This is a genomic window from Neorhizobium sp. 05N33 (assembly GCF_056397445.1).
In genome coordinates, this window is record NZ_JBFTNK010000002.1 from 589,924 (window position 1) to 615,949 (window position 26,026).

Annotated in this window: 30 protein-coding genes; 17 read left to right on the plus strand and 13 right to left on the minus strand. The window is 61.0% G+C overall.

Features of this window, described 5'->3' with window-relative positions:
- Nucleotides 1-82: 82 nt before the first annotated feature.
- Both AC1DLT_RS07245 and AC1DLT_RS07250 read right to left on the minus strand, forming a co-directional pair.
- Nucleotides 83-685, minus strand: a complete 603-nt coding sequence (locus tag AC1DLT_RS07245) for an NADPH-dependent F420 reductase (protein ID WP_477486303.1) — start codon at nt 683-685, stop codon at nt 83-85.
- A gap of 190 nt (nt 686-875) precedes the next feature.
- Nucleotides 876-1,610, minus strand: coding sequence for an SDR family NAD(P)-dependent oxidoreductase (locus AC1DLT_RS07250; protein WP_477486304.1), 735 nt, complete (start codon nt 1,608-1,610; stop codon nt 876-878).
- Nucleotides 1,611-1,889: 279 nt separating this feature from the next.
- Here AC1DLT_RS07250 and AC1DLT_RS07255 point away from each other — a divergent pair, with 279 nt between their 5' ends.
- Nucleotides 1,890-2,804: a LysR family transcriptional regulator gene (locus AC1DLT_RS07255; RefSeq protein WP_477486305.1), complete on the plus strand. Its 915-nt coding sequence runs from the start codon at nt 1,890-1,892 to the stop codon at nt 2,802-2,804.
- 7 nt (nt 2,805-2,811) lie between these two features.
- Here the strand turns inward: AC1DLT_RS07255 and AC1DLT_RS07260 are convergent, their stop codons facing one another.
- Both AC1DLT_RS07260 and AC1DLT_RS07265 read right to left on the minus strand, forming a co-directional pair.
- Nucleotides 2,812-3,702, minus strand: coding sequence for a transcriptional regulator GcvA (locus AC1DLT_RS07260; RefSeq protein ID WP_477486306.1), 891 nt, complete (start codon nt 3,700-3,702; stop codon nt 2,812-2,814).
- Nucleotides 3,703-3,861: 159 nt separating this feature from the next.
- Nucleotides 3,862-4,113: a hypothetical protein gene (locus AC1DLT_RS07265; protein WP_477486307.1), complete on the minus strand. Its 252-nt coding sequence runs from the start codon at nt 4,111-4,113 to the stop codon at nt 3,862-3,864.
- A gap of 15 nt (nt 4,114-4,128) precedes the next feature.
- On the opposite strand from AC1DLT_RS07265, the gene AC1DLT_RS07270 reads away from it, so the two are divergent.
- Together AC1DLT_RS07270 and AC1DLT_RS07275 are read left to right on the plus strand one after the other, a co-directional pair.
- Nucleotides 4,129-4,581 carry a VOC family protein gene (locus AC1DLT_RS07270; RefSeq protein ID WP_477486308.1) on the plus strand — a complete coding sequence of 151 codons (453 nt, stop codon included), beginning with the start codon at nt 4,129-4,131 and terminating at the stop codon, nt 4,579-4,581.
- A 54-nt stretch (nt 4,582-4,635) separates the two neighbouring features.
- The gene (locus AC1DLT_RS07275; protein ID WP_477486309.1) at nt 4,636-5,367 is read left to right on the plus strand and encodes an SDR family oxidoreductase; all 732 of its coding nucleotides are present in this window, start codon (nt 4,636-4,638) and stop codon (nt 5,365-5,367) included.
- 275 nt (nt 5,368-5,642) lie between these two features.
- On the opposite strand, the gene AC1DLT_RS07280 is transcribed toward AC1DLT_RS07275, so the two are convergent.
- On the minus strand, nt 5,643-6,914 hold the full coding sequence (locus AC1DLT_RS07280; protein WP_477486310.1) for an FAD-dependent monooxygenase: 1,272 nt from the start codon (nt 6,912-6,914) through the stop codon (nt 5,643-5,645).
- 68 nt (nt 6,915-6,982) lie between these two features.
- On the opposite strand from AC1DLT_RS07280, the gene AC1DLT_RS07285 reads away from it, so the two are divergent.
- A complete protein-coding gene (locus AC1DLT_RS07285; protein WP_038548372.1) occupies nt 6,983-7,594 on the plus strand; it encodes a TetR/AcrR family transcriptional regulator C-terminal domain-containing protein in 612 nt (203 codons plus the stop codon).
- A 94-nt stretch (nt 7,595-7,688) separates the two neighbouring features.
- Here AC1DLT_RS07285 and AC1DLT_RS07290 read toward each other — a convergent pair whose 3' ends face one another.
- On the minus strand, nt 7,689-8,585 hold the full coding sequence (locus AC1DLT_RS07290; protein WP_477486311.1) for a LysR family transcriptional regulator: 897 nt from the start codon (nt 8,583-8,585) through the stop codon (nt 7,689-7,691).
- A gap of 150 nt (nt 8,586-8,735) precedes the next feature.
- Here AC1DLT_RS07290 and AC1DLT_RS07295 point away from each other — a divergent pair, with 150 nt between their 5' ends.
- From AC1DLT_RS07295 to AC1DLT_RS07305, 3 genes are all read left to right on the plus strand, one after another.
- Nucleotides 8,736-9,389: a hydrolase gene (locus AC1DLT_RS07295; RefSeq protein WP_477486312.1), complete on the plus strand. Its 654-nt coding sequence runs from the start codon at nt 8,736-8,738 to the stop codon at nt 9,387-9,389.
- A 95-nt stretch (nt 9,390-9,484) separates the two neighbouring features.
- Entirely contained in the window at nt 9,485-9,721 is a 237-nt protein-coding gene (locus AC1DLT_RS07300) for a hypothetical protein (protein ID WP_477486313.1), read from the plus strand.
- A 191-nt stretch (nt 9,722-9,912) separates the two neighbouring features.
- Entirely contained in the window at nt 9,913-10,503 is a 591-nt protein-coding gene (locus AC1DLT_RS07305) for a YqaA family protein (RefSeq protein WP_477483890.1), read from the plus strand.
- 47 nt (nt 10,504-10,550) lie between these two features.
- Here AC1DLT_RS07305 and AC1DLT_RS07310 read toward each other — a convergent pair whose 3' ends face one another.
- Together AC1DLT_RS07310 and AC1DLT_RS07315 are read right to left on the minus strand one after the other, a co-directional pair.
- Nucleotides 10,551-12,518 carry a phospholipase D-like domain-containing protein gene (locus AC1DLT_RS07310; protein ID WP_477486314.1) on the minus strand — a complete coding sequence of 656 codons (1,968 nt, stop codon included), beginning with the start codon at nt 12,516-12,518 and terminating at the stop codon, nt 10,551-10,553.
- 116 nt (nt 12,519-12,634) lie between these two features.
- The gene (locus AC1DLT_RS07315; RefSeq protein ID WP_477486315.1) at nt 12,635-13,192 is read right to left on the minus strand and encodes a methylated-DNA--[protein]-cysteine S-methyltransferase; all 558 of its coding nucleotides are present in this window, start codon (nt 13,190-13,192) and stop codon (nt 12,635-12,637) included.
- A 136-nt stretch (nt 13,193-13,328) separates the two neighbouring features.
- On the opposite strand from AC1DLT_RS07315, the gene AC1DLT_RS07320 reads away from it, so the two are divergent.
- The 4 genes from AC1DLT_RS07320 (at nt 13,329) to AC1DLT_RS07335 (ending at nt 17,036) form a co-directional block, all read left to right on the plus strand.
- Nucleotides 13,329-14,117 carry a helix-turn-helix domain-containing protein gene (locus AC1DLT_RS07320; RefSeq protein WP_477486316.1) on the plus strand — a complete coding sequence of 263 codons (789 nt, stop codon included), beginning with the start codon at nt 13,329-13,331 and terminating at the stop codon, nt 14,115-14,117.
- A 95-nt stretch (nt 14,118-14,212) separates the two neighbouring features.
- On the plus strand, nt 14,213-15,631 hold the full coding sequence (locus tag AC1DLT_RS07325; RefSeq protein WP_477486317.1) for a nuclear transport factor 2 family protein: 1,419 nt from the start codon (nt 14,213-14,215) through the stop codon (nt 15,629-15,631).
- A gap of 185 nt (nt 15,632-15,816) precedes the next feature.
- Nucleotides 15,817-16,473: a 2'-5' RNA ligase family protein gene (locus AC1DLT_RS07330; protein WP_477486318.1), complete on the plus strand. Its 657-nt coding sequence runs from the start codon at nt 15,817-15,819 to the stop codon at nt 16,471-16,473.
- Nucleotides 16,474-16,553: 80 nt separating this feature from the next.
- Nucleotides 16,554-17,036 (plus strand): VOC family protein, encoded by a 483-nt coding sequence (locus tag AC1DLT_RS07335; protein ID WP_477486319.1) that lies wholly within the window; start codon nt 16,554-16,556, stop codon nt 17,034-17,036.
- A gap of 20 nt (nt 17,037-17,056) precedes the next feature.
- Here AC1DLT_RS07335 and AC1DLT_RS07340 read toward each other — a convergent pair whose 3' ends face one another.
- Both AC1DLT_RS07340 and AC1DLT_RS07345 read right to left on the minus strand, forming a co-directional pair.
- Entirely contained in the window at nt 17,057-18,451 is a 1,395-nt protein-coding gene (locus tag AC1DLT_RS07340) for a methyl-accepting chemotaxis protein (protein WP_477486494.1), read from the minus strand.
- Nucleotides 18,452-18,630: 179 nt separating this feature from the next.
- Nucleotides 18,631-18,795 carry a hypothetical protein gene (locus AC1DLT_RS07345; protein ID WP_173426764.1) on the minus strand — a complete coding sequence of 55 codons (165 nt, stop codon included), beginning with the start codon at nt 18,793-18,795 and terminating at the stop codon, nt 18,631-18,633.
- Between the two features lie 173 nt (nt 18,796-18,968).
- On the opposite strand from AC1DLT_RS07345, the gene AC1DLT_RS07350 reads away from it, so the two are divergent.
- Genes AC1DLT_RS07350 through AC1DLT_RS07360 form a run of 3 tightly spaced genes read left to right on the plus strand, consistent with a single transcriptional unit; the run spans nt 18,969 to nt 20,708 of the window.
- On the plus strand, nt 18,969-19,322 hold the full coding sequence (locus AC1DLT_RS07350) for an ArsC family reductase (protein ID WP_477486320.1): 354 nt from the start codon (nt 18,969-18,971) through the stop codon (nt 19,320-19,322).
- A gap of 16 nt (nt 19,323-19,338) precedes the next feature.
- Nucleotides 19,339-19,812, plus strand: a complete 474-nt coding sequence (gene ybaK, locus AC1DLT_RS07355) for a Cys-tRNA(Pro) deacylase (protein WP_038548349.1) — start codon at nt 19,339-19,341, stop codon at nt 19,810-19,812.
- Nucleotides 19,813-19,820: 8 nt separating this feature from the next.
- Nucleotides 19,821-20,708: an MBL fold metallo-hydrolase gene (locus AC1DLT_RS07360; protein WP_477486321.1), complete on the plus strand. Its 888-nt coding sequence runs from the start codon at nt 19,821-19,823 to the stop codon at nt 20,706-20,708.
- 29 nt (nt 20,709-20,737) lie between these two features.
- Here AC1DLT_RS07360 and AC1DLT_RS07365 read toward each other — a convergent pair whose 3' ends face one another.
- A complete protein-coding gene (locus tag AC1DLT_RS07365; protein WP_477486322.1) occupies nt 20,738-21,547 on the minus strand; it encodes a hypothetical protein in 810 nt (269 codons plus the stop codon).
- Nucleotides 21,548-21,626: 79 nt separating this feature from the next.
- On the opposite strand from AC1DLT_RS07365, the gene AC1DLT_RS07370 reads away from it, so the two are divergent.
- Genes AC1DLT_RS07370 through AC1DLT_RS07380 form a run of 3 tightly spaced genes read left to right on the plus strand, consistent with a single transcriptional unit; the run spans nt 21,627 to nt 23,514 of the window.
- On the plus strand, nt 21,627-22,880 hold the full coding sequence (locus AC1DLT_RS07370; protein WP_255761605.1) for an aminopeptidase: 1,254 nt from the start codon (nt 21,627-21,629) through the stop codon (nt 22,878-22,880).
- A gap of 50 nt (nt 22,881-22,930) precedes the next feature.
- Complete coding sequence (locus AC1DLT_RS07375) at nt 22,931-23,227, plus strand: type II toxin-antitoxin system RelE/ParE family toxin (protein WP_477486323.1); 297 nt, start codon at nt 22,931-22,933, stop codon at nt 23,225-23,227.
- Complete coding sequence (locus AC1DLT_RS07380) at nt 23,227-23,514, plus strand: addiction module antidote protein (protein WP_038548338.1); 288 nt, start codon at nt 23,227-23,229, stop codon at nt 23,512-23,514. Before AC1DLT_RS07375 ends, AC1DLT_RS07380 begins: the two co-directional genes overlap by 1 nt.
- A gap of 48 nt (nt 23,515-23,562) precedes the next feature.
- Here the strand turns inward: AC1DLT_RS07380 and AC1DLT_RS07385 are convergent, their stop codons facing one another.
- The gene (locus AC1DLT_RS07385) at nt 23,563-24,156 is read right to left on the minus strand and encodes an NAD(P)H-dependent oxidoreductase (protein WP_477486324.1); all 594 of its coding nucleotides are present in this window, start codon (nt 24,154-24,156) and stop codon (nt 23,563-23,565) included.
- On the minus strand, nt 24,156-25,763 hold the full coding sequence (gene xseA / locus AC1DLT_RS07390) for an exodeoxyribonuclease VII large subunit (RefSeq protein ID WP_247031657.1): 1,608 nt from the start codon (nt 25,761-25,763) through the stop codon (nt 24,156-24,158). Before xseA ends, AC1DLT_RS07385 begins: the two co-directional genes overlap by 1 nt.
- Nucleotides 25,764-26,026: the final 263 nt, after the last annotated feature.

A 26,026-nucleotide genomic window follows, 5' to 3' on the forward strand; every position in this document is an offset into this window, starting at 1 on the left:
CCTTCAGATATTCGGTCGCGCGCTGTCCGAAGACGTTGGCGCGCGACCAGTTCTCGGCGTCGATCACACGGTCGCAGATCGATTACTGCTCCTTCTTGAACAAATCCTGGAAGATGAGTTGGCCCCAAGTGCGGCCGCGTGCGTGCACCAGCGCGCCACCCTCGTTGAGCTTTCCGAGCTTGACGGGTGCGAACCCGAGCTGTTTGGCCAAATCCGCCACGGGAGCGATCGCGCCCTGGTCGTCGCTCGACAGAAAGACGACCCGGTGCCCGCCCTCGACGATCGGATCGGCAGCCAGGGTGGCCGCAACCAAGTGATTGAAACCTTTCACGAACCTGGCGCCGGTGAACGACTTCGCGACGAAGGCGGAGGACGGGAGGCCGTCCAGCTCTTCAGGGGGAACTCCAAACGCATTCGTCGCGTCGATGATTGTCTTGCCTTCCCAGCTCGGCAGGACCTTCGCAACCTCGCGATGCTCCCCGAACGGGACCGCCAGGATGATTGTGTCGGCCTCGAGCGCATCCCGCAGCGGCTTGGCGACGACCGTGGAGCCAATCGCCCGAGCCTGCGGCGCCAACGCCTCGGGCGGACGGCGGCTCGCGACGGCCACCTCGATATTTCTACGAGCGAAGGCACGGGCGAGAGCCTGGCCTACGGCACCGAATCCTATAATTGCGTAGCTCATAATGTTTCTCCTGCGTTGATATTGATTCCCCGCCCTCAACGACGCCGGGTTGCCGTGCGCCGACCTTTGCGTAGACGTCCCGTCGTGAACGACTTCCTAGCGGTCGGACCGACCGTTCAACGCGGAAGTCATTTCACCATGGACACGCTAGTTCCCGCCGATCAGCCGCCTCCCGCGATCCGGCACGAATTCAGATGGCCGAGAAGCCGCCGTCGACTGACAACTCCAACCCATTCACGAAGCTCGAATCGTCTGAAGCAAGGAACAGCGCGGCCGCCGCAATTTCCTCAGGACGACCCATCGTTCCCCGTGGGATCAAGGATTCGAACATTTGCTTCGCCTCGGCGGTGAGAACCTGGTCCTGCATCGGCGTGGCGATCGGCCCCGGGTGCAGCACGTTCACCCGGATATTCCTGCCCTTGAGTTCGTTGAGCCAGCCGCGTGCGAACGCGTGCAGCGCCGCCTTGCTCGCCGCATACACGCTGTAGCCAGGAAAACCCTTCAGCGAAGCAACTGACCCGGTCATGAAGATCGATCCGCCATCGTTGAACAGCGGCAGCGCCTTCTGAACCGTAAACAGCGTGCCCCGCGTATTCAGGTTGAAGGTCGCATCGAAATGCTGCTCGGTAATCTCGCCCAGGGGGACGGCTTCGCCCGTGCCAGCGCTCGCGTACAGGACGTCGATCTTGCCCTTTTCCCGTTTGACTGTATCGAACAGGCGGTCGAGGTCGTCGAGATTGGACACGTCGCCGCGCACGCCGGTCACGTTCCGGCCGATCAGCTTGACGGCCTCGTCCAGCACTTCCTGTCTCCGGCCCGTGATGAAAACATAGGCGCCTTCTTCAACGAACCGCTTGGCGCTTGCCAGCGCCATGCCGCTCGATCCACCGGTGATGACTGCAATCTTACCTTCAAGCTTTCCCATGACTTCTCCTTCTAGGCTCTGCCTTTGGTCGTTCGGGGATGCCCCGAGAACCTCCAGATAGGTCCGACGGAGTCAGGCGTTGAGTGCGGAAGCGCGCACATCGGTGGTGCAAAATCAATCCGGCCGGACGACTGACGCCAACCTCAACGATCGGTGTCCGCCGTTTGAAATCAGGCCGCACATGCCCACATAAGCTATGATGACCGCCCGTACTGCTGTACGACGCGTTGGATACGGGCTTGGGAAGGCGCACCGCGCGGTGCGGTGCGGGATTGCACCATGATCGACTGGGATGACATTCGCTACTTTCTTGCCGTGGCGCGCGGAGGCTCGGTGCGGGCTGCCGCCGAGGGCCTCGGGGTGTATCACTCGACCGTGCTGCGACGCATCGCACAGCTCGAGGAACGCCTCGGGGCGCAGATGTTCGAAAAGTTGCCCTCCGGCTACCGCCTGACGGCTGCGGGCGAAGAAGTCCTCGAACTCGCCAACCAGATGGAAGCGTCGTCGCACCAGCTGGAGACGCGCGTCTTCGGGCGCGACCAGAGCGTGCGCGGGCTTCTGCGGGTGACGCTGGCCCCGACCCTCGCGACACACCTGCTGATGCCGGACTTCGCCGATTTCGCGCGTCTGCATCCGGACATCGAGATGGACATCTTGTCGTCCGGCGAGCTCGCAAATCTGACCAACCGAGAGGCCGACGTGGCGATCCGCGTCGTCTACGACCGCAAAACCCTGCCGGTCAATCTTCACGGCCTGAAGGGACCGGATCTGTTTGGCGGCGTCTACATGTCCCGCGATCGGCTAGCCGCATGGGGTGCGGGCGCACCTGATCCCATCCGGTGGATCGTCATAAGCATTCATGGAATTCCGGATTGGGCCAGCGCGGGTGAGGTTCGCACCACGGGGGTTCCCTTCAGGGTCACGGACGCCGAGGCGCAGATCGCTGCTGTGCGGCAAGGGCTCGGGATCACGACGCTGCCGTGCTTCGTCGGAGATGCCGACCCCCACCTGGTGAGGGTGCCGGGTACCGACCTGCACATGTACGGAACGCTCTGGCTTCTCACACACGGGGAGACACGCAAGACCAAGCGCGTGCGGCTCTTCACGGAGTTCGTATCCCGCAGGCTCGCAGCGTACGCTCCGCTTTTGGCGGGGCAAGCCGCGACGGATCGAGAACGATGCGGGCCGGACTAGTTACAGGCTATCCGTCTTCACCCATCTCGGAAAAAAGCCAGTCCCGAAACGCCTTCACCTTGCGCTGCCGGATCGCATCGGGAGGGTAAACGAGATAAAAACTGGATTGGGCCTTCAACGCATGTTCGAACGGGCGGACCAGCCGCCCCGCTGCGAGGTCGCCTTCCACAAGCATGGTCCGGCCAAGCGCGACGCCTTCGCCCTGAACCGCCGCCTCGATCGCGAAGGTGTAGGAATCGAAGGTCAGCCCCCCGTTTGGGTCTAGGCCCGTCACGCCTGCGCTCTCAAGCCAGGCCGCCCAATCGATCGGATAGCCGTCGCGAATAAGGGTATGATATTTGAGATCCTCGGGTGTCCGCAACGGGTGCTTGCCCGCCATGAGTCGTGGACTGCAAACCGGCGACACATCTTCGCCGGCCAGGAATTCGCTCGTCAGTCCTGAATAGTCGCCTCCGCCATAACGAATGGCGATATCGATCCCATCGCCTGAAAAATTGGTCAGCGTGCCTGTTGTCGAGACACGCACGTCGATCTCGCTGTGTGCCCGATGAAAGCGATAGAGGCGCGGCACGAGCCATTTGCCCGCAAAGCCGCCCGACGTGCTCACAGTCAATGTCGTGTCGGAGCGGCGCGTCGTCGCAATGCTCGTGGCCGCTGCCAGTTGATCGAGCGCTTCGCGCACCGCGCGCGCATAGGGCTCTCCGATCGCCGTCAGCCGGACCGAACGCGTCCCCCGATCGAACAGCGTTACGTCGAGTTGCTGTTCCAGGTTCTTGATCGCCCGGCTGATGGCGCCGTGGGTCACGAAGAGTTCCTCCGCGGCCTTGGTGAAACTCAGATGGCGAGCCGCCGCCTCGAGGGCGGGCAGAGCGGTCAACGGGGGGAGCTTTCTTGGCATGATGACCTGTGAGCGTTGATCACAAATTATGCACTATTAGTCGTTTGTCGTCCAGCAGGGAAAGAAGCAAACTCCTTCTTGTCAATAACGCAAAGGCGACGGCGACCAAGCTGAGAAGCGCCACTGAAGAGGATTAAGACCATGAGTGTTACTCACGCATCATTTGATATTTTTCATGGATCGGCAGCAAGGGAACGCGGGCATCGGCCAATCAATGCGATCGCCGCTTTGATCGGTGCCGCCCGCGATCTGGCCACGCGCCAGGTTCTGGTGATCCGGCATCGAACCGACATGCGGCGTCTCGGCCGCTTTTCGGATCACAGCCTTGAAGACATCGGCTTCGAGCGCGACTGGGACGGAACCGTCGTCCTGCGGCAGCCATAGCCCGCCGACCGCTTCGCCAGCCATCATCGAGGGACAATGATCATGAACATCTACCCCCATCTCTGGTTCAATGGCCAGGCAGAAGAGGCCATGGAATTCTATCGATCCGTGTTCAAGGACTCCAGGCTCCTTGCACGCACCGAACTGCCCAACCCGGAACTGTCGGTGGTGCGGTTCGAGCTCGGCGGCCTGCAGATCGCCGCGCTGAATGCCAACTCGCGCGTGCCGTATAACGAGGCGTTCTCGTTCCTCGTCGAAACAGGCGATCAGGAAGAAACCGACTACTACTGGAATGCTCTGATCGCAGACGGCGGCAAGGAGCAGCCCTGCGGATGGCTGACGGACAAGTTCGGCGTTTTCTGGCAGGTCACACCCGCCATCCTGCTGAAGATGATCGCCGACGTGGATAAGGACAAGGCGGAGCGGGTGATGCAGGCCATGTACAAGATGAAGAAGATCATCATCGCGGATCTCGAACGCGCCTACCAGGGTTAGCGACGCCCTCGTCGCGCCCGACTTCACAGCACCACTTCAGATATGGAGGAACCCATGGCGACGCTTATGGGCAAGAGAATTCTCGTCATCGGCGGCAGCTCCGGCATCGGTCTCGGCGTTGCGACCGCCGCTCTGGACAGAGGCGCCGAAGTGATGATTGTCGGCCGGTCGCTGGAGAAGCTGCAAGCAGCCGAACGGGCGCTTGCGGCAGCCGGCAAAGTCAGCACCTTCGCAGCCGACATGACCCAGGAGGCAGAGATCGCTCGCCTGTTCGCAGGAATCGGCGGCCTTGATCATCTTGTCTCGACGGCAGGAACGCCCCCGCCCGGCTACCCCATCGGGGACACCGACTTAAATGTCGTTCGCGGCTTCATCGACAACAAGCTGGTGGGCGCGGTCCTGGTGGCCAAGTACGCAGTCCGCACCTTGAAGAAGGGCGGATCGATGACCTACACGTCGGGCATCAACAAGGACAAGCCGCCGGTTCCCGGCGGATCGGTCGTGGCGGCCATCGCCGGGTCGTTCAGCTATTTCGCGCATGCGCTGTCGCTGGAACTGGCGCCGACAAGGGTCAACGTGGTGTCGCCGGGCTGGGTCGATACACCCATGTTCACCGAACTGGCCGGCGAGAATAAATCCAGCCTTTTCGAGAGCATGGCGACGCGGCTCCCGGTCGGACGGATCGCGAAACCAGCCGATGTGGCGCTGGCCTATGTCTACGCCATGGAGAGCGAGTTCACGACGGGCCAAACGCTGCATATCGACGGCGGCCAGAGCCTAATCTGATCGCTTCCGCGGAGGAGCCATCAGCAAAGCCATTACCGGCGCAGACATCGCACGTCCGGCTGGCCGGAATCCCGATCGCCGCCCGGACCACTCTCTCGGCATTGCTCGGCTTCAGAAAGACAGGGGCTTCAAGCCGATATTCGACGTCGAGCAGGCCGTTCCTGACTATATCGACTGGCTTAGGCGGCACGACCGCTGGGCCCGGAGGCGATCGATCTTCGAAAGGAAACTCCTTCCGGTGTGGCGCAATCACGGCCTGCATCCTGAGTTCTCACCTAACCCGGTAGCGCAGTTTGATGGGCCGGATGCAGCTCCGTATATTCGGGCAGAAGCCAGCTGCCGTCCCTGTCTTCCGACGAAAATCTGGCGACCAGGTCCGGGATGCGGAACAGTGCGGCCAAGGCCGTCACGGAAAGAAAGACGTTTATCCCAAATCGCGTCTTGGGCATCCCCAGGCGCAGGAACGATGGGTTTACGTTCTGGATTTCGTTGACGAAGGGCCGTAGCGTTTTGTCGTAGAGCGCAAAGGCTCGCGCGAGATCTCCCGTATTGCGATTGATCTCACCCGCCAAGACATAAGCTCCGACCAGGCTGCCGGATACGCCCATGCCGCTGAACGGGGACGCACAATGTGCGGCATCGCCAACGAGAACCACGCGACCCTTGCACCAGGTGTCTGTGCGGACCTGCACCACTTCCTGAGAGTAGAAATTGGGCGTCGTCATCATGCCCTGGATGAATCGATCGGTCTGCCAGCCGGCGTCCCGGAACCGCTCTATCCAGAATTGCTTTTGCTGATCCAACGGCGCCCTGTGAATGGCCGATGCTTCTTCGGAGCTTTCCCTGAGCACGAAGTAGACTTGCGTTTCCGTCGGATTATGGCTCCGCCGCATGATCATCCGGCCGCCAGGAGCGAGGTATGTATTGCGGATGTTGCCGTCGTCGGCCGGTGTGCGTGGGATGAACCAATAGGCCATGTGGATGCCCATTCGCAGGTAAGGGTCGGCTGCATCCGGCGGCAGGATACCCTTGCGAATGCGCGATCCCTGACCATCCGCTCCGACCAGCAGATCGAAGGTGTCAGAGGTGCCGTCGGAGAAGTGAGCTAAAACCTTCTCGTCGTCCTGCTCGAACCGCTCCACGGTCTTGCCGAAGACGTATTCAACGTCATCCCTGGTCACGTCACGGAGAATGCGCACGACATCGCCGCGCATGATCTCGTATTCGGACGTGAGCGATTGCGCGCCGCGACCGGATGTGTTGGCCAGAATCGTCGCCTTGGCATGACCATGGGAGTCGACGAACGAGACGCCAGCCTCATCGACAAGCTTGCTCCGGATGGCGCCGATAAGCCCCATGCGCTTGGCGGCCTCGATGCCTTGACCGCGCAGATCCACCTGCGCACCCGTGGCCCTGAGGTTTGAGAACCGCTCGACTACGACAACTTGATGGCCGCTTCGGGTGAGCCAATAGGCCAAGGCCGGACCCGCAATCCCTCCACCGCAGACAAGAATCTTGAGGGAGCGATTTTCAGTTTCAATTTTCATGTGCGCAACTCGAATCTATCAGTGATAGGCTGATTTACGAAATTCCCTATCGGCGATAGATTGTCAAGATGGCTAAGCTAACTCGTGAAACCGTAATTGCCGAAGCGCTCGATCTGCTCGATGAGGTTGGTCTTGAGGGCATCAGCACGAGACAACTCGCGAAGCGGCTCGGCGTCGAACAACCGTCGCTGTACTGGCATTTTCGCAAGAAGGAGGAACTGCTCGCCGCCATGGCCGAGACTGCGATGGCGCCCCACGCGACCGCTACGCTTCCAAGGCCAGCCGACGATTGGCGTGATTGGTTCCTCGACAACACGCGCAGTTTCCGGCGAACGCTGCTGATGCGCCGCGATGGCGCAAAGCTCCACGCGGGCAGCCGCCCCGGTGTGGCGGACATCGATCGGATCGCGCACAAGATGGCCTTCCTGGTCGCGTCCGGTTTGCCCGAGCGGGACGCTCAGATGGCGATGCTCGCGTCCAGCCGCTTCACCGTCGGAAGCGTGCTCGAGGAACAGGCCGAGGCCAGTCTCGGCGCAACTGCGGACGATTTGATCGGGGTTCCGCAGATAGATCACGAAGCCGCTTTCGAAGAAGGGCTGAAGCTGATTCTTGATGGCCTCGCCGCACGAGTGGAGCGCCGATCAACGAGGGCGACCATCGACCGTCAGATGCGGACCTGATTCAACGCGTCGCTTTCTTGACGTCGTTGCTCGGAGGGTTTGTCAGGATGGCTCTCGTTACAATGTGAGCAAGGTGATCGGCCCGCGGCGCCACTCAGACAGGGGCAGGTCCTGCGAGGTGCGGAGCCGGTTCGCAATACTCAATCAGCAATTCGGTGAGGACCCGTATCTTCCGTGCGGGATGCTGACCTGGCGGGCGGATGACATATGCACCGGCCGGGGGTGGTGGATGACGCGTCATGACCGGCATGAGCGCACCGGAAGCTATATATTCATGGGTAAGGTAATCGGGCAGGTAAGCGATGCCGAGTCCCGCTGTCGCGGCGGCAACGAGAGCTATGCCGTTGTCGGCCTTGAAGCGACCTTGCGGACGAACCGTGACGATCTTGTCGCCATCCATGAGTTGCCAGGCTTCGGTGCCCTGCATGAGGGCCTCGTGAGCGACAAGTTCCTCCGGCGTTTCGGGCGCCCCATGCGCCTTGATATAGTCCGGGCTCGCGACGAGCTTCCCATAGATCGGTCCGACGCGCCTTGCGACCAGGTTGGAGTCCTGGAGATAGCCAACTCGTATCGCGCAATCGTATCCCTCCGTGATGAGATCGACGAAGCGATCACTGTAGCAGGTGTGGATTTGGAGCCGGGGGTGGCGTCGCGCCATTTCCGCAAGGATGGGAGCGAAGTGGGTCGGTCCGAAGGAAAGCGGCACGGCAACTCGCAAGCGGCCGCGAAGGTCACCGGCGGGCAGGATTGTTTCCTTGGCAACGTCGATCTCGGCGCAAACTCTGGCTGCATAGTCTCGGAAAGTGGCGCCGGCTTCCGTGAGAGCGGCGCCCCGGGTCGTTCGTGCAAGCAACTGGACGCCAAGTTCCGCTTCAAGCCGGATTAGCCGACGACTGACGATCGACTTGGAGACGCCGAGCCGGAGCGCAGCCGCGGAAACGCCTCCAGCATCAGCAACTTCTACGAAGGTCTGCAGCTCTTCAATGTCCAAATCAGCGTTCCTTATTTCGCGACACAGCTTACCGCCAAAGGGGACTACCGCAACTTGGATAGGAACGGCAATAGTCCTTGCGGGCAACGTGCCCCTGGCACATGTCTCTGAAAAACCAATGCCGCTCACACGGCAGCAAAGGATGTAACAATGACCTTTCGTAATGGCCTTGCTTCGCTTCTTCGTCCCGAAGATTCAGTACTCGTTCTGATCGACCACCAGCCCTACCAGCTCACCAATCTGAATAGCCACGACCCGCAGGCTGTCGTCAACAATGTGACCGCGCTGGCAAAGCTGGCAAGGGCTTTCAATGTTCCGACGATCCTCACCAGCGTGATCGCGGATCGCGGTGGCAAGCTTTTCAAGCAAATCACTGACGTCTTCCCAGGGCAGGAAGTGATCGACCGGACCTGGGTGAATACCTGGGAGGACGAGAAAGTGGTGGACCTGGTCAAGGCGACCGGCCGCAAGCAATTGATCATCGCAGGCCTATGGACCGAAGTTTGCGTAGCGATGCCCGCGATTCAGGCATCCGGCGAAGGCTGGGACGTGACCGTAATTACCGACGCATCGGGCGGAAGTTCAACCGAGTCTCACCAGGTCGCCATACAGCGGATGATTGCGGCCGGCGTCAACATGATGACCTGGATGGCTCTGGCTGGCGAATGGCAGCGTGACTGGGCTCGCACCGAACACGTCGAAGAGCTGACCGAAGTGCTCATCTCGCACATGAGCGGCAGCGGCATCGCATATCTCTGGGAGCAGCAGCTGCTCAATACGCCGGTGCCGAGCAACGCAGGATGATCTGAGCGGGGGTGACGAAAGACTTGAGCGATCCGGCGCCAACACGCTGGCTGCATATCGAGTTGCGTCATCCCCGCTTCACAAGATGGCCGCCCATGCCTGAATGCAAGGTGGCCGGCATGATCAACGACCATTTCCTCCAGCGCTACCCGCGACTGCAACCGGCTCAGCCCGGCTATCCGTCATCCGGGCCGTTTGCGGTCACTCGGCCACCGGATCGCGTCTCCGATGATCGTCCCCAGCGCAACAAGGCGCTCGTGATCAAGGCGATGACCTCGCTATTCCAACGTCATGATGCGTCGGCAGTGGAGTTCCGCTCCGTGACGGATTAGATCCAACACAATCCCAACATTCCCCGAGGTCGCGAGGCGCTGAAGGCGCTTGTTGCTGCACTGTCGAAGGACGTCTATGACGAGCCCGGCCTGATGGTGGCGGAAGGTGCGAGAAATTTGTTACCTTCGTTCGCAAATTCATAAAGGCGGCACACGCTGCCGGTTACCAAAACGTACAGGACGCCTGATTTATGCTTCGCAGCCTCTATAACTGGACGATGGCGCTCAGCGCCCGCAAATCCGCGGCGGTATGGCTTGCTATCATCGCCTTCGTCGAAAGCTCCGTCTTCCTGGTGCCGGCCGACGTGCTGTTCCTGCCGATGGCGCTTGCCCGGCCGGAGCGTGCCTGGCGCTATGCACTGATCGCCACGGTTTTTTCCGTGCTCGGCGGCATTGCCGGCTGGGGCATCGGTTATTTCGCCTTCGATGCGCTTGCCGAACCGATCCTTCAGTTCTGGGGCAAGCTCGACACCTTCAACGAGCTCAAGGCCGGCATCACGTATGAAGCCGTGGTGCTGATGCTGGTGACGTCGGGCTTCGCGCATCTGCCGCCGATCAAGGTGGTGACGATCCTGTCCGGGGTGGCACATATCAATCTCGGCCTGTTCGTCGTCTCGGCGATCGTCACCCGCGGCGCCCGCTTTTTCCTGCTCGCCTGGCTGCTGCGCCGTTACGGCGAGGACATTCGCCATTTCATCGAGAAGCGGCTGGGCCTGATCGCAATGGCGGTCGCGGCGGTGCTGATCGTCGCTTATGTCGCTTACAAATTCCTGACGCATTGAGGCGTTCACGTTTCTTGCCTCTGCCCAGGGGGCACCGGGATCACGCGTCAGCGGGCAAAATAGCGTAGCTCGTCGCCCTTGCGCCCATCGAAATAAGGCTCTTGCCAGCCGTCGTCAGTGTGGAGAAAACCATGCCCGGTCGAGGCTTTCGGTGGAGTGGCACCGGTCAGCAGCGCCTTTCTGCGCTGCTCCTCGAGGACGGCCCGGTAACGGTAATGGTCCTGGACGTCGAGGACATGCACCGCATAGGCGGCCGCGAGCTGCGGCGCGCCCTTGATGATCAGCATGTTCTCGTCATTGGCATAGGACGCCTTGAAACCGAGATTGTGACTGCCGGTGATCACGACGCAATCGGTCTGCGACAGTGGATCGATCACCACGATCTTGTCGTGTATGATCGCAGTCCCCGCCGTCAGCAATTCGCGCTGGAAATCCCCGATCAGGTCGCGGATGGCGCTCGCCCTCACCATCATCACGCGGGGTGCACCCTTTAATTGATAGATGGAAGGCGCCGGCGCCTTGGTAGCCCCGTCTTCCTCGTCGGCATCGTCTTCCCGGATCGGAATTTCGTAATTGGGCATCGCCTGTGGCGCGCTGATGGCTCCAAGCACGAGCAGGTCGGGTTTTTCGGCGGCGATCTTGACCGCCTCGCCGATGATGCTGTTGCGGCCTTGCTGGGCCGGATAGAAGCTCAGGAACAGCAAAGCTTGTTTGGCGCCGCGCATCAGGTCGAAGACCTCCTGCATGTCCGGAGGTGTCGCCGGATTCTGGCGCGGAACGCTGACCTTGGACATGTTGGGCGAGAACCAGGCTATCGCCTTCGCCGACGGGGCCACCGAAGCAATATCGAGAGGATGCGGGGTCGCTCCATCCGCACGCAGCTGGGGCCCCTGATCGACATTGTTCGGTTTGCTCAGCGGAGCCGGCTCGGGAATCACGTCGGCCAGAAGGCGCTGCCAATAGCCGAGATAGACCTCGGCGAGCTTCATGTCTTCGATCATCACCGCATTGTTCGTCTGGCCGCAAAGACCGGTCGACGTCCAGTTGGTGCTGCCAGTCAGCACGGCCATGGGCTCGCCCGTCTTGGAGACCAGCACGCCGAACTTGTTGTGGCCGATATGTTTGCTGTTGTTGAACATCCGGTTCTGCAAACGGTCTCCAAGCTTGGCCCGCAATCTGTCGCGCGCAGCCTCGTTGGTCGTGTCCCAGGTCTTGCCGTCTTTCGACTTGCCGGCGGTCGAAAGGATCAGGTGGATACGGGCATGGTGGGTATCGATGAGGTCGATCAGTTCCTCGTCGTGGAGTTCGTAGAGCGCCAGATAGACATCCGCGTCCAGCTTTTCCGCCAGATCGAAGAAACCTTTGACCGTCTTCAGCGCATCGCCGCCCAGGAACCATCGCAAGGGATCGCGTCTGTCGGCGATGCGCCTGAGAACCTCGCTCTTCGATGGCGTCTTGCCATCGGGGGTCTTCAATTGCTTCCTCAGATTCTGGGTCGACAGGATGCCGTTGTTGAACGCCACCGTGGCCTTGCCAAAGCGGCCGGTCACCAGCAGTTCATCGGTCAAAACGGGCTCCCCGCAGAAGAAGAGGGGGATCGGGTCACCTTTGTAGCGAGGCTTTCCGGCATCGTCGAGAAAGGGCGCCGTCGCCGAAGGCGGCACAGACAAGCGCCCCGGACCGGCCAAGCCTACCGGTACGACCTCGTAGCGGACCTTGAACTCCCCTTCCCGCAGCACCGTCTCGTTGCGGCTGCGGCGAAGCGTAAGATCGCGCCAGGAAAATTTCTGGATGGGCCAGACGCTGGTATCCTGCTCCTCGCCCTTCGGATTGGACTGCGTGTCGAAAGCGACCCATGCAGGCAGGACACGCCTTGCAACTTCATTGCCGGCAAGATCGAAGTGGATCCGGGTTATCATGAACCCGAGACAATCCTTGATGATCCCGTCAGTCCGCCAAGCCAGATAGCCGACTTCGTTGTTGCACCACGCATTCGCCTTGACGATCCTGGACATGGCCATCCCCTACCCTCTGACCATCTCCTAGCAGATCAAATTCGCAGGAATATTACAATCGCAAATCCATGCGTCGTTTTTATACCCGCCCTGATAGATGGTCGGGAAAGGATGTTTCAGAACCCCATCGATTGCTGCGCCGGTTCCGGCGGTGTCAGGCGTACACCCTCGAGCTCCAGCATGCGGGATTTCGAAGTCGAGCCGCCAGGAGCCGAGAAACCGCCGATCTTGCCGCCGGCGGCAAGCACGCGGTGGCACGGAATGATCAGAGCCACCGGGTTTTTCGCCATTGCCTGGCCGACGTCGCGAGCGGCCTCGGGACCGGCGCCAAGCTGCTTGGCAATTGCGCCATAGGTCGTCGTATGCCCCCAGCCGATCCGGCGGGCGGCGGCATAGATCTGCTTGAAGAAGTCGTCCTGACCATCGAGATCCAGCCTGACCTTCGAGAAATCGACTTCCTCGCCGGCAAAATACCGCTTCACGGCGTCGACAGCTTCGAGCACCTCGGCCGGAGGCGTGCCCGGCTCGGCCTCCGGCAGCCGGCGCCGCAGCAGCTTTTCGGTCGACTCCGCGCTTTTGGTCGGGAGCTGGAACCGAGTGATGCCGACATCATTCCAGGCGATGCCGCAGAAGCCGCCGGCAGTTTCAAAAATCAGGTATTGATGCATTGTCATGAGGAAACCTCCGCATTGCGATTGACCTTAAAATCGTGCCTTATGCCCAAGGATTCAACCCGTTTCTTGCCTGCAGGGGCGAAGTTCTCGCAGAACTGCCGGTTGAAGTTCCCCGACCGCTCCTTAAATTTTCCCCATGAGCGGATCGCAAGCATTGGCCGGAAAAGCGCGACTGACGGCAGAGAGGCTGCATACGCCTGCCGGCGGGGGAAGCTTTGCGATATCGCGCCTGGCGCTCGGGCTTTTTCTCGTCGATCAGGACCGCCACCGGATCGCCGTCGGCTCTGACAAACGGCAGCATGTGCCTCTGAAAGCCGTCGAAGGCTGGATCCTGCCGGCGGGTGCGGCGGGTATTTGCGAATATGACGAGGCGCTGTCTTTCCTGAGACTTGAGGTGCCCGAAAACCTGCTCGCCGATGTGGGCTTCGAACGTCATTCGGATTTCAGGCCGGTTATCGGCACTTTCGACCCGCTGCTGGCGCAGCTTGCACACCAAACAGTGTCAATTGCCGGCCATGCGTCGGCGCTCTACCGTGAAACGATGCAATTGGCGCTGGCGGCGCACCTCGCCCAGATCCTGGCTCCTGCCCGGCCGAAGCTTGTCGGAATCGACGACAGGCGGCTGCACCGCGCGCTTGCCTACATCCACGAAAACCTTTCGGCCGATCTGTCACTGGAAGACATGGCAGCCGAAGCGGCGATGAGCCGTTTTCATTTCGCGCGGGCATTTACCAGGGCCATCGGCAAATCGCCACTTCAATACGTCATCCATGAGCGGATGGAACTCACCAAGCTGCTTCTGAAGACCACGCGGCTGCCGATCGCCTCCGTTGCGGCCCGGGTCGGTTATGAGGATGTCTCGCGGTTCGGCCAGCATTTCCGTCGCCACACGGGCACGACGCCCGCTGCCTTCAGGGTCGATTGAAGCAATAATCGCATAGCGAACGCCAAGATCTGCGCCTGTGCCGCTTCTGCGTAACTGCCAAATTCCCGTCATTGTAACCAAGATGGGAGAACGCCATGAAAGCCGCTGCTTTTTCAACCTTCTGCGTCGCGATGATGACCTCCGCTGCCCTCGCGGAGGATATCCAGACCCGCAGCGTTTCCTTCGAGAACCAGGGCGCGGCGCTCGCTGGCACGCTCTATCTGCCACCGGACTACAGAGCCGGCGAGAAACGTCCAGGCGTGGTGGTTAGCGGCGCCTGGACTTCCATCAAGGAGCAGATGTCCGGCCTCTATGCCCGCGAAATGGCGGACCGCGGTTTTGCCGCACTCGCCTTCGATCATCGCGGCTGGGGACAGTCGGGCGGTGAAATCCGCTTCAAGGAGGATCCGGCCGAAAAGACCGGCGACATCGCTGCCGCGGCCGCATTCATGGCGACACTGCCGGAAGTGGATGCGACCAACATCAACGGGCTCGGCATCTGCGCGTCGGCCGGATACATGGCAGCGGCGGCGACGGACAATGGCAATTTCGCTGCCGTCGCATTGGTCGCACCATGGCTGCACAACCGACAGATCGTCGAGCAGGTCTATGGCGGGCCGGACGGCGTTTCCAAGCTGATCGCCACGTCACGCGAGGCGGTGGCCTCCGAGCGCCGGGATGAACCAAGGATCGTCACCGCCGCCAGCACGACCGACAAGGCCTCGCTCATGTATCGGGTCCCCTATTACACGGAGGCCAATCGCGGCCTTATCCCGCAATATGACAACCGCTTCAACCTCGCCTCCTGGGAGCCGTGGCTGACCTACGATTCCGTTTCGCTTGGGGCAAAGCTCGACAAGCCGACCTTGATCGTTCATTCGGAGGGAGCTGCCGTGCCGCAGGGTGCGCATGCGTTTTACGCGCTGCTGCCGGGCGAAAAGTCGGAACTCTGGCTCGACGGTATCAGTCAGTTCGACTTCTACGACCGATCGGAGCCGGTGACGATTGCGGCGGACGCCGCGGCAGCGCATTTCACCCGCGTCAATGCGATCCGGCAGACCAATCCCGAGGACCGTGCGGCGATCATCGACACGATCACCGATATCGCCGCAGGCGCCGACCGGCATCAATGGGATCGGGTACGTCGCGCCTTCGCCGACGAGGTGACGCTTGACTATACGAGCCTCTGGGGCGGCAAGCCGATTGCTCAACCGGCCGATGAGGTGATCCGGCAATGGTCCGGTTTCCTGCCGGGTTTCGACGAGACGCTGCATCTCGTGACCAATCATACGATCACGGGCTTACAAGGCGAGAAGGCGACCGCCGAGGCCGATTTCCAGGCGACCCATCGCATCGGAACTGATCTCTGGGTGCTGATCGGCAGTTACCGCTACGAGCTCGCCAAGGTTAACGGCAGCTGGAAAATTTCCGCCCTGACCATGATTGCGACGGACGAGACCGGCGACAGGGCGCTCACCCAGCGCGCCGCCGAACGCGCGTCGAAAACCCGCTGAACTTGAGGAGGACCAGGCGGCGGCCGACAGCTTCTTCTGGCAGGCTTATCCGCTAAAGCCGGTGCCGGAGCGGCTCGCAAATTAACCATGATTGCAATTGTTCCGCATTTGTTCTTTACTCATCCAAGGAGTCTCGCTAAAAATCATTCAACGGCATGAGGTCGCATTACTATGACGGTAGCAAGATGAGCTTGCGCAAGCACGCTAGCCAGCTCTCGTTCCCCTTTGGCGAGAGCTGGCAGCTACCCAACCGGCCAGAACGGCGGAAGAGCAAGCTGATGTTCGTGCTCAAGCCTTCCGCTCCCCTCGGTCTCATCATGCATGGCGATGCCATGATTCACGCGACAAACCAGAATACTCGCGATGCCTATCCCGCCGATCTTCTTCATATGAGCCTGCTTTGCATGGAAGAGTTCGATGAGCCGCCCCTGGCGCTTATCGAGGCAACCAGGATGGTCATGGCCGGCATCCACGCAAGGCCTATACCGATCACGCTCGACAGCAGCGGCCTGTTTGGAGGCAGGCGTCACCTCGCCCTGTATCGCGCCAAGGGCAATCCGATTGTCAACCAGTTCGCGCAGATGCTGCGTCATGCCCTCACCCGACACAACCTACCGAATGTCTGGATGGCGGACGCCGCCCCGCATGTGACGCTGATCTATGGCTGCGGCCGAATTGAACCCATGCCTATCGAGCGGAACTACGCCTGGATCGCCGGGGAATTCATGCTGGTCTACAGCCATTATGGCGAAACCCGGCACGAGGAATTCGGGAGATGGAGTTTCGATCCGAATGCCCCTGCTTATCCGATGCGGCCAGAACAGCTCCGCATGACGATCTGACGGAAAAGAATTTCGTGAACATGTCGGGCCGACGGGAGCGCGGGCGTCCTGTGGCCGGTCACCCATTTGAGGAGAGAATGATGGTCATCCAGAAACATAGAATCGTGCCCCATCTCTGGTTCGAGAACGACGCCGAAGAAGCGGTCAATTTCTACGTCTCGATATTCGACAATTCAAAGATCACCGATGTCTCGCGCTTTGGCGACGCCGGCCCTGGCTTGAAGGGTTCGGTGATGGCGATGGGCTTCGAGCTCGAAGGCCAGAGCTTTGCCGCGATCAACGGCGGACCTTTGGCGAAGTTCAACGGCGCGGTTTCCTTCCTTGTCCATTGCGAGACGCAGGATGAGATCGACCATTATTACGGCAAGCTCGTCGAAGGTGGCCAGCAGCAGCCCTGCGGATGGCTGACGGATCGTTTCGGCCTCGTCTGGCAGGTCAATTATGCCAGGATGGCGACCATGCTGACGGATAGCGACAACGCCCGGGCCAGTCGTGTCATGCAGGCCATGTTCTCGATGAAAAAGATCGAAATTGCCAAACTGGACGCTGCCTACGCGGGATGACGCAACGCCACCTGCCGATATCAGACCTTGATCGCGAGGCGCAGCCCACCCCAGTGACGCCCGTTGACGGTGATTGGAGCGGAAATGTCCTTCATCAACACGAATTGGCCGCCGCCCATATCTCGACGGTAGGTCTGCAGCAGGAAAGGTTCCTTGTTGCGGCCAGCCGCCAGGCCGACACGGTCGTTAAAGATGCGCCGGTTGCGGCAGTTGGCGGTATTCCAGTTCACGTCGCCGGGACGCTGGCGCTGCGAAAATTTTCGATTGTGGGTCGGCAGATAGCCGTTTTCGTCGATGGCCGCACAGAATGCCACCTGCGGGTCGCTTTCGGCTGCTTGTTCCTGGATCGGCGGCAGGACGGCGTCGGTGAACTCCGTAAAGCGCGTCATGTATTGCACGGGATCGCTGCCGGGGATCGCCGCGTATTGCCGATCAAACAGGGCGCCGAGGTCGATGCGGCCGGATTTGACGGCTGCCTCGAAGACGGACGAAACCTCGGCGGCATAGGCCATCACGGCGCGGATATGGGGGCTGTCCGGCGTCTCGATGCCGACGCTCGCCGTCGTCTGGATCATCCGCTCGGAGATCGTCACCACCTCGCCGACGCGGGAAGAGGTCTGCTGCAGCTGGTCGTTGGATTTCAGGATCGCGCTTGCGGCGGAAGCGATCGAAGAGGCGAACTCGCCGCATTGCCGGTCGACGGTCTCGGTGGTCCCGGCAAGCGAAGACGCGTTGTCGAGGATCTGGGTCATGACGCCTTCGACGCCCTTGAATGAGCCCTGGACCTTCATCGCGGTCGTCTTGACGCCCTCGGCCGACTGGCTGGCGCCTTCGCCGGCCGTCACCAGCCGATCGATGCGGCTGTTCAGTTGATCGAGCGTGACCTGGATCGAACTTGTGGTCTGGGAAGTCTGTAACGAAAGCGCCCGCACTTCCGCGGCGACAACGGCAAAACCCTTGCCGGCTTCGCCCGCACGGGCCGCTTCGATCGCGGCATTCAGCGCCAGGAGGTTCGTCTGCCGGGCGATCATGCCGATCGCGTCCGCCAAACGACCAACGTCTCCGAGCGCCGTGGAAAACAGCTTGATCTCGGCGCCGATTTCCTGGGAAGCGTGCACCATGTGATCGATTGCCGTGATCGAGCCGGAAAGCTGCTCAGCCTGCTCGCCGAGCACCTTGCGAGCGTTCGCGGTCAGCTTGTCGGATTCCTGGAGGGAACGGGCAACATGGCCATTGGCGTCCGCGATCGATTGAGCGGACTGGGTCAAGCGACCAAGCAATTTCGCATGTTCCGAGGATTGCGTCGCCGTATCCTGGATGGCGCCGGCGATATCAACCAGATGAAGGCCAAGCGCGGAAGCCTCGTTTGCAAGCTTGGCGACGGATCGCTTCAACGCCTCGCCGTCGACAGCCATGGGCTCAGACGGCACTTCTTCCCTGACAACCTGTCCGACCAAATCCACATCTCCCGAATATTAGGGGAATATAGGATATCTATGGTTAACGGACAGTTGCCGCGGGTATCTCGCAAAGACATATACTTTAGGCTGAGATACGACACCCCCTCCCGGCCGGATAAGGCGGGAAAGACGGATTAGCCGAGACGATCGAAAGCCTTCGGATCGATGCCGAGGGTGGTCAGGTCGACGTTGCTCGGACGGCGATGGTTTTCAACGGCAGCCGAAACCGAGATTGCGGCGCTCATAACTGCAAAGGCGCGGCCAATGGCGCTGCCACGGGTCTTCTTCTGTACGGACATGTGAAACTCTCCTTTTCGTTCTGCTAAGATATGATGTCTGTGCTGTTTTTGTGCAATGCACAACGAAACAGAGGAGCCATGCAACTGTCACATAACAACCGTTAACCACGCCGGATGACTTGCGTGGCGAGGGTTGTGCTTGGTATCGGTCGAGCCCAAATGAAGAGGCTTCGATGGCAATCACGATCTACGGCATCAAGAACTGCGACACGATGAAGAAGGCGCGCGACTGGCTCGACCGCAAGGGCGTCACGTACACTTTTCACGATTACAAGGCTGAAGGGATCGACCGGGCGCTTCTCGATACCTGGACGGACCGCGCCGGCTGGGAAATCGTGCTCAACCGCGCCGGCACCACGTTCAAGAAGCTCGACGAAACGGACAAGGCGAACCTCAACCGGGAGAAGGCGATCGCGCTGATGCTTGCCCAACCTTCGATGATCAAACGGCCGGTGCTGGAAGCGGAGGGAAAGCTGATCGTCGGCTTCAAGCCGGAGATTTACGAAGAAGCCTTTTCCGAGATCTGAATCCAGGATTCGAGCCATGTCCAAGACAACCCGCGCCACCCAGATGCTCGAAAAGGCCGGTATCGCCTTTGCCACCGTCACCTATGACTACGATCCGAATGCGGACCGGATCGGGATGCAGGCGGCGGAGGCGATCGGCGAGGAGCCGCGCCGTGTCCTGAAGACGCTGATGGCGGAAGTGGACGGCAAAGCGGTCTGCGTCGTGGTGCCGTCGGACCGTGAAGTCTCGATGAAGAAGCTTGCAGCGGCATTCGGCGGTAAGTCGGCGAACATGATGAAGCCCGCCGATGCGGAACGGGCGACCGGTTATCATGTCGGCGGCATCAGCCCCTTCGGCCAGAAGAAACTGGTGCCGACCGCGATCGAGATCACCGCGCTCGACGAGCCGCATGTCTTCATCAATGGCGGCCAACGCGGACTGCAGGTGCGGCTCGACCCGAAGGCGGCCCGCGACGCACTGAAGGCGGTCGCAGCGCCGCTGGTGGCATGATGGCGATCATGAGTGAAATGACTTCGACCCTTCGAATTCTCGAGCCCTATCCCGGCATCTTCGCCTATTACGATGGCCGGGTGCCCGGCAAACGGCTGCATGCGAAAAGCGCAAACTGGCTGGACGACGGCGCCTATTCGCTGGGCGTCGCGTCCTATGCGATCGTCGATCAAGGCGAGGCGCTGGTCTATGACACCCATATCTCGCTCAGTCACGCCAAGGCGATCCGCACCCATCTGGAAGGGCTCGGCGTCAGGAAGATCCGCACCGTGCTCAGCCACTGGCACAAGGATCATATTGCTGGAAACGCGATCTTTGCCGATTGCGAAATCATCGCGCTGACGCTGACGGCCGAGAGGCTGAAAGAAAACCGCGACAAGATCGAAAGCGCCAATCCACCCATCTTACCCCTCGTCATGCCGACGACGCTATTCGATGGCCAGCTCGATCTGACGGTAGGCCGCCGTCGGATCGAACTGCATCATTTCGCCATCCACAGCGCCGACGGCAACGTGATCTGGCTGCCGCAAGAACGGCTTCTGTTCGCCGGCGACACGCTGGAAGACACCGTCACCTATATTTCGGAAGCGGCCGAGATCGGTACGCATATCGGCGAACTCGCGCGGATGGCCTCCTGGCCGATCGCAAAAATCCTGCCGGCGCATGGCGATGCGGAGCGTATCGCGGCGGGCGGTTATGGGCCGGACCTGATCGACGCCAACCGCGCCTATCTGCGCCGTATGGCGGGCGCGATCGCCGCCGGCAAGGATATCGATCCCTCGCTGAAGTCGCTCGTCGCAGAAGAGATCGCCTCGGGCGCCGTGCTTTATTTCTCGCCTTACGAAGAGGTTCATGCCAGCAACATTGCCGCGGTCAAGGCGGCGCTGCAGCGCTGACCGGCCGGATGAACCGGCGGATCAAATCATCACGGCCATTTCGCCGACCATTGCTTGAGAGCGGCAAGCGCCGGTGCCGGCCATCTGCGGACCGCCGGACGCAGGATGATCTTCTTTCCCATCGGCTTCCAGGCGAGATAAAGCTTTCTCGCCGAAATATCGGCGGCGACCAACGCCTCGACCTCGGTGCACATATGCGGCATGCAGGCTTCACCGATATAAAAACCGTTCTTGAACGCTCCGCTGCCGGGTCCGGTGATGGAGTTCTCGAATTCCTGTCGATGCTCGCCAAGCATGGCGTTTGCCGTATCGGCGATCGGACCTATGCCGAGAAGCTCGGAAGGGTGCCCCGCTTTTTTCATGTCATCCCAGCCCATCGTCGCATTCGGCTGGAAGGCGACCTTGCCTGCCTCGGCGAAACCTTTTCCGGGTGTCCAGGTCCAGCGCAGGCTCGGCTGCCCGGGGATGGCTTCGGTTGCAAGCAGAAGGTGATCGCCCTCTGCCGCAATCGAAGCGGCACCGCGGCAATCGTCCATCGGCTCGTCGACGCGCGGCTCTCCGCCCGGTGGAAACGAGACGACCAGGGGCGAACCCGGGCAGGCGTTGCCGCCGTCCGAACTCACCACCACGACGAACGGTACGCCCGCGACCAGACCGACGTTGTCGATCAGCAGGAAGCGATTGGAATGGACCTGCCTGCCGTCGATCGTCAGTTTCTCCTCATCGTCATCGGATGCGATGGCCACCTGATGGTCGAACATGGTCGCTGCAAAATCTGCCGAGAGACTGACGGAGGCCGAGGCGCCGAAGAGAACGGCGCATAACAAGGCGGTTTTCATGAACATCGATCCCTGAGCTTCAATTTTGCCCCAAACCTCTTTAAGTCTCTTCGATGACAGAAATCAGGTGAGGTCTCTCATGACAATCGTGCCGAATTTTCAAACCGTCGTCGATCCTCAAAAGCTCGAAAAGCTGGCGGAAGTGGCCATCAAGGTGGGCTTGCGCCTCGAGAAGGGCCAGGATCTGGTGATCACGGCACCGATCGCCGCCCTGCCGCTCGTGCGGCTGATCACCAAACACGCCTATATGGCCGGCGCCGGCATCGTCACGACCTTCTATTCCGACGAGGAAACGACGCTGGCGCGCTACGAATATGCGCCAGACGGCAGCTTCGACAAGGCATCCGGCTGGCTCTATGACGGCATGGCCCAGGCCTATGCCAACGGTGCCGCACGACTTGCCATTTCCGGCGACAATCCGATGATGCTCTCCGGCCAGGACCCGGCCAAGGTGGCGCGCGCCAACAAGGCCAATTCCATGGCCTACAAGCCGGCGCTCGAAAAGATCGCCAACTTCGACATCAACTGGAACATCGTTTCCTACCCCAACCCTTCCTGGGCGCGCCAGGTCTTTCCCGACGTTCCGGAAGACGTCGCGGTCGGCAAGCTGGCGGACGCGATATTCGCCGCCTCGCGTGTCGATCTCGCCGATCCAGTCGCAGCATGGGCCGAACATAACGGCAATCTCAAGAAGCGCTCCACATGGCTCAACGGCGAGCGCTTTTCGGCGCTCCATTTCACCGGCCCGGGCACCGACCTGACGGTCGGCCTTGCCGACGGCCACGAATGGCATGGCGGGGCTTCGACGGCCAAGAACGGCATTACCTGCAACCCGAACATCCCGACCGAAGAAGTCTTCACCACGCCGCATGCGCTGAAGGTCGAAGGCCATGTCTCCAGCACCAAGCCGCTCTCGCACCAGGGCACGCTGATCGACAATATTCAGGTGAAGTTCGAAGGCGGCCGGATCGTCGAGGCGAAGGCTTCGAAGGGCGAGGAAGTGCTGAACAAGGTTCTGGATACGGACGAAGGCGCCCGCAGGCTCGGCGAAGTGGCCTTGGTGCCGCATTCCTCGCCGATCTCCAGGAGCGGCATCCTGTTTTATAACACCCTGTTCGACGAAAACGCCTCCTGCCACATCGCGCTCGGCCAGTGCTATTCGAAATGCTTCCTCGACGGTGCGTCGCTCAGCCAGGACCAGATCAAGGCCCAGGGCGGCAATTCGAGCCTGATCCACATCGACTGGATGATCGGCTCCGACAAAGTCGACATCGACGGCCTGCGAGCCGACGGCTCGAAGGTGCCGGTGATGCGCAAGGGCGAGTGGGCCTGATTAGCTCATGATCCGTTGACCATATGTAGTTTTTAAACTACATATGGTCCGTGTTCGAGCTCAAGCAGACGGAAACGTTTCTGAAATGGCGCACGCGTCTGAAGGACGAGCGTGCTCGCGCGTTGATAGCCTCGCGTCTGGACCGGCTCGCTTTCGGGCATGCCGGAGATGTGGCCCCCGTCGGTGAAGGTGTCAGCGAACTGCGCATCCATCATGGGCCGGGTTACCGCGTCTATTTTCAGCAGCGCGGTAACATCCTAATCGTTCTTCTGTGCGGTGGCGACAAAAGCAGCCAGGCAAAGGACATCAAGGCTGCAAAGCGACTGGCGATGGAATGGAGTGAGTGATGGCTGAAAAACTAACCGTTTACGATCCAGCCGAAGACCTGGGCTCCGATCAGGCGATTGCGGCATTTATGGCCGAAGCTTTCGAGACGGAGGACGCGGCCTACATTGCGCATGCCTTAGGGGTGGTTGCCCGTGCCAAGGGGATGATGCAGATTGCCAAAGACACCGGTCTTTCCCGAGAGCAGCTCTATCGTTCCTTTAGCGCCACCGGAAACCCGACGCTCAAGACGACGATTGCAGTGATGAAATCGTTGGGGATCGAGTTGACCGCCAAGGCCCATTCCTGATCAGGCCGAGGCCAAGACCGTCGCTATCGCCGATGTGGGCCGAACGGCCTATCGCAACATCTGGAGCGCCGTCTTCACGCGCTCCAGATGCTGCCGGCGCTTTTCGTCGGTGGTCCGGTCCATGTCGTGCAGCGCCAGCATGCGGAAATCGACTTTTCTATTGCAGAAGACAGCGATGCCGCGCCTGAGTTGGCGGCGCACGGGGTCTCCCATATAGAACTTCACGACCCACCAGGGCGAACCTGTGGTCGTGAAGGCCCAGAAATGGCGGATGTTGGTGAGCAGCGGGACGATCCTTCCGCCTGCCTTGTCGTGGCGGAAAGCGACGCCTGGTGCAAAGACCCGGTCGAAGAAACCCTTCAGCACCGCCGGCAGGTTGAACCACCATTGCGGAAAGACCAATACCAGCGCTTCGGCCTTCCGCAGCCGTGCCACGAGATCCGCCACCTCCGATGTGTCGTAGGGCACATCGAAATAAGCGCGCCGTTCGTGTTCCGTCAGCCGCGGATCAAAACTCTCCGAATAGAGATCGAGCAGGTTCACCGTATGGCCGTTCGCCTCCAGCGTCTCGCGCGCCACGCGGGCAACCGAATGCGCAAAACTTTCCGGCAGCGGATGGGCAAGCACCAGGAGCACATGCATCAGAAGAGCGTGCCCTGTTTTGGCGCGCCTCCGGGCGGCTCCGGTTTCGCCGGTCGCTTCTTGGGCTGAGGCGCCGCAACGGGAGGATCGGCCAATTCGCCGCCCTCACCTGTCACCGCCGTAATCCGGCCGTCGGCAAATTCCACGGAGATCGCCTGCCCCTCGCCAATGCCGGCAGCGCGTGTCAGCGGCCGGTCGTCCTCGCCGCGCACCACGGCAAAGCCACGCTTCAGCACGTTCTTGTAGGAGAGCGATTGCAGCACGCGGTCCTGCGCGGTGATCGCCGCACGGCTGCGGATCAGCGTGTGCGAGATCGCCGTATCCGCATGACGGGCCATCGACGTGAGGTGCAGGCGCTCGCGCTGCAACTGGCCGAGCAATCTTGCCGGGAGCGCCGAAAGCGATGCGCCGGCCTTGGCAACGCGGTTGTTCTCCTTCAGCAATTGCCGTTCCAGACAGCGGTCGCCGCGCGTCAGCCGGTCGGCCAGCAACTGCCGCTGCTGGGCAAGGCGGTTGGTCAGCAGTTCCAGCCGCAGCCCGGAAGAGGCTCGTTCGAAGCTGCGGCGCTTGACCACCGTGGTGCGCTCCAGCCCGCGGCCGAGACCGGCCGCCGCTTCGTCGAAACGCCGGCGCGGCAAAGCCAGCAGCTGGTCGAGCGAGGGAAGCGCGCGGACCAGCGCACGAACCGATTGGCGGCTCTGGTCCATCTGGCGGCTGGCAGCGCCCCGCAAGCGGGCAGTTAGATTGGCGGCCTGCGCTTCCAGATCCGCCTTGACCGGCACCGCCATTTCAGCGGCCCCTGTCGGCGTCGGCGCACGGATGTCGGCGGCGTGGTCGATCAGCGTCCAGTCAGTTTCGTGGCCGACGGCCGAGATCAACGGGATCTCGCTCTCCGCCGCGGCACGCACCACTGCCTCGTCGTTGAAACTCCAGAGATCTTCGAGACTGCCGCCGCCGCGCGCGACGATCAGCACGTCCGGCCGCTTGATCGGCCCGCCGGGCGCCATCGCATTGAAGCCACGGATTGCGGCCGCCACCTCGTCGCCCGATCCTTCGCCTTGCACCTTGACCGGCCAGACGATGACATGCACCGGAAAACGGTCGGCGATGCGATGCAGGATATCGCGGATGACGGCGCCGGTCGGTGAGGTCACGACACCGATCACCTGCGGCAGGAAGGGAAGAAGCCGCTTCCGGCTCTGGTCGAACAGACCCTCGGCCCCTAGCCTGCGTCGCCGCTCCTCGAGCAGCGCCATCAGCGCGCCAGCGCCTGCCGGTTCCAGGTTCTCGATGACGATCTGATATTTCGAGGAGCCCGGGAAGGTGGTGATCTTGCCCGTGGCGATCACTTCCATGCCCTCTTCCGGGCGGAATTTGATACGGGGGAAGGTGCCCTTCCAGATCACGGCATCGATCCGGGCCCGATCGTCCTTCAGCGAGAAATAGGCGTGGCCTGAGGAATGTTGGCCGCGATAGCCGGAAATCTCGCCACGCACCCGCACGTGGTCGAACGCATTTTCCACCGTGCGCTTGATCGAGCCGGACAGTTCCGACACCGAAAATTCGGTGAGGTTCGTGGGCGAATCGTTGTCGAGCAAACTGGTCATCCTTCCCTTCTAAAGGAAGAGCGCGGCGATTTCACCAGTTCCAGGCGGCGGAAACGGGGATGATGTGCCCTCAAAAAGAACGTTTCGAATGGCTCTTTCAATGACGCAACAAGGGCCGGCCCCGCGGACGGTTCGTGCCCAAGTCTTTGGCGATGCATCTTTTCTTCTGCCGAAGAAACCACATTTTCTTCTGCGGAAGGGCCGGAAGCCTGCGGTACAGCGCCTTTTTAAAGCATCGTATTTTCCCCGCCAGAAAGAGGAGA

Coding starts and splice junctions, on each gene's coding strand:
- AC1DLT_RS07245 (WP_477486303.1), bottom strand. CDS start 685: ATGAGCTACGCAATTATAGGATTCGGTGCCGTAGGCCAGGCTCTCGCC.
- AC1DLT_RS07250 (WP_477486304.1), bottom strand. CDS start 1,610: ATGGGAAAGCTTGAAGGTAAGATTGCAGTCATCACCGGTGGATCGAGC.
- AC1DLT_RS07255 (WP_477486305.1), top strand. CDS start 1,890: ATGATCGACTGGGATGACATTCGCTACTTTCTTGCCGTGGCGCGCGGA.
- AC1DLT_RS07260 (WP_477486306.1), bottom strand. CDS start 3,702: ATGCCAAGAAAGCTCCCCCCGTTGACCGCTCTGCCCGCCCTCGAGGCG.
- AC1DLT_RS07265 (WP_477486307.1), bottom strand. CDS start 4,113: ATGATGGCTGGCGAAGCGGTCGGCGGGCTATGGCTGCCGCAGGACGAC.
- AC1DLT_RS07270 (WP_477486308.1), top strand. CDS start 4,129: ATGAACATCTACCCCCATCTCTGGTTCAATGGCCAGGCAGAAGAGGCC.
- AC1DLT_RS07275 (WP_477486309.1), top strand. CDS start 4,636: ATGGCGACGCTTATGGGCAAGAGAATTCTCGTCATCGGCGGCAGCTCC.
- AC1DLT_RS07280 (WP_477486310.1), bottom strand. CDS start 6,914: ATGAAAATTGAAACTGAAAATCGCTCCCTCAAGATTCTTGTCTGCGGT.
- AC1DLT_RS07285 (WP_038548372.1), top strand. CDS start 6,983: ATGGCTAAGCTAACTCGTGAAACCGTAATTGCCGAAGCGCTCGATCTG.
- AC1DLT_RS07295 (WP_477486312.1), top strand. CDS start 8,736: ATGACCTTTCGTAATGGCCTTGCTTCGCTTCTTCGTCCCGAAGATTCA.
- AC1DLT_RS07300 (WP_477486313.1), top strand. CDS start 9,485: ATGCCTGAATGCAAGGTGGCCGGCATGATCAACGACCATTTCCTCCAG.
- AC1DLT_RS07305 (WP_477483890.1), top strand. CDS start 9,913: ATGCTTCGCAGCCTCTATAACTGGACGATGGCGCTCAGCGCCCGCAAA.
- AC1DLT_RS07310 (WP_477486314.1), bottom strand. CDS start 12,518: ATGTCCAGGATCGTCAAGGCGAATGCGTGGTGCAACAACGAAGTCGGC.
- AC1DLT_RS07315 (WP_477486315.1), bottom strand. CDS start 13,192: ATGACAATGCATCAATACCTGATTTTTGAAACTGCCGGCGGCTTCTGC.
- AC1DLT_RS07320 (WP_477486316.1), top strand. CDS start 13,329: ATGAGCGGATCGCAAGCATTGGCCGGAAAAGCGCGACTGACGGCAGAG.
- AC1DLT_RS07325 (WP_477486317.1), top strand. CDS start 14,213: ATGAAAGCCGCTGCTTTTTCAACCTTCTGCGTCGCGATGATGACCTCC.
- AC1DLT_RS07330 (WP_477486318.1), top strand. CDS start 15,817: ATGAGCTTGCGCAAGCACGCTAGCCAGCTCTCGTTCCCCTTTGGCGAG.
- AC1DLT_RS07335 (WP_477486319.1), top strand. CDS start 16,554: ATGGTCATCCAGAAACATAGAATCGTGCCCCATCTCTGGTTCGAGAAC.
- AC1DLT_RS07340 (WP_477486494.1), bottom strand. CDS start 18,451: ATGGCTGTCGACGGCGAGGCGTTGAAGCGATCCGTCGCCAAGCTTGCA.
- AC1DLT_RS07345 (WP_173426764.1), bottom strand. CDS start 18,795: ATGTCCGTACAGAAGAAGACCCGTGGCAGCGCCATTGGCCGCGCCTTT.
- AC1DLT_RS07350 (WP_477486320.1), top strand. CDS start 18,969: ATGGCAATCACGATCTACGGCATCAAGAACTGCGACACGATGAAGAAG.
- ybaK (WP_038548349.1), top strand. CDS start 19,339: ATGTCCAAGACAACCCGCGCCACCCAGATGCTCGAAAAGGCCGGTATC.
- AC1DLT_RS07360 (WP_477486321.1), top strand. CDS start 19,821: ATGAGTGAAATGACTTCGACCCTTCGAATTCTCGAGCCCTATCCCGGC.
- AC1DLT_RS07365 (WP_477486322.1), bottom strand. CDS start 21,547: ATGAAAACCGCCTTGTTATGCGCCGTTCTCTTCGGCGCCTCGGCCTCC.
- AC1DLT_RS07370 (WP_255761605.1), top strand. CDS start 21,627: ATGACAATCGTGCCGAATTTTCAAACCGTCGTCGATCCTCAAAAGCTC.
- AC1DLT_RS07380 (WP_038548338.1), top strand. CDS start 23,227: ATGGCTGAAAAACTAACCGTTTACGATCCAGCCGAAGACCTGGGCTCC.
- AC1DLT_RS07385 (WP_477486324.1), bottom strand. CDS start 24,156: ATGCATGTGCTCCTGGTGCTTGCCCATCCGCTGCCGGAAAGTTTTGCG.
- xseA (WP_247031657.1), bottom strand. CDS start 25,763: ATGACCAGTTTGCTCGACAACGATTCGCCCACGAACCTCACCGAATTT.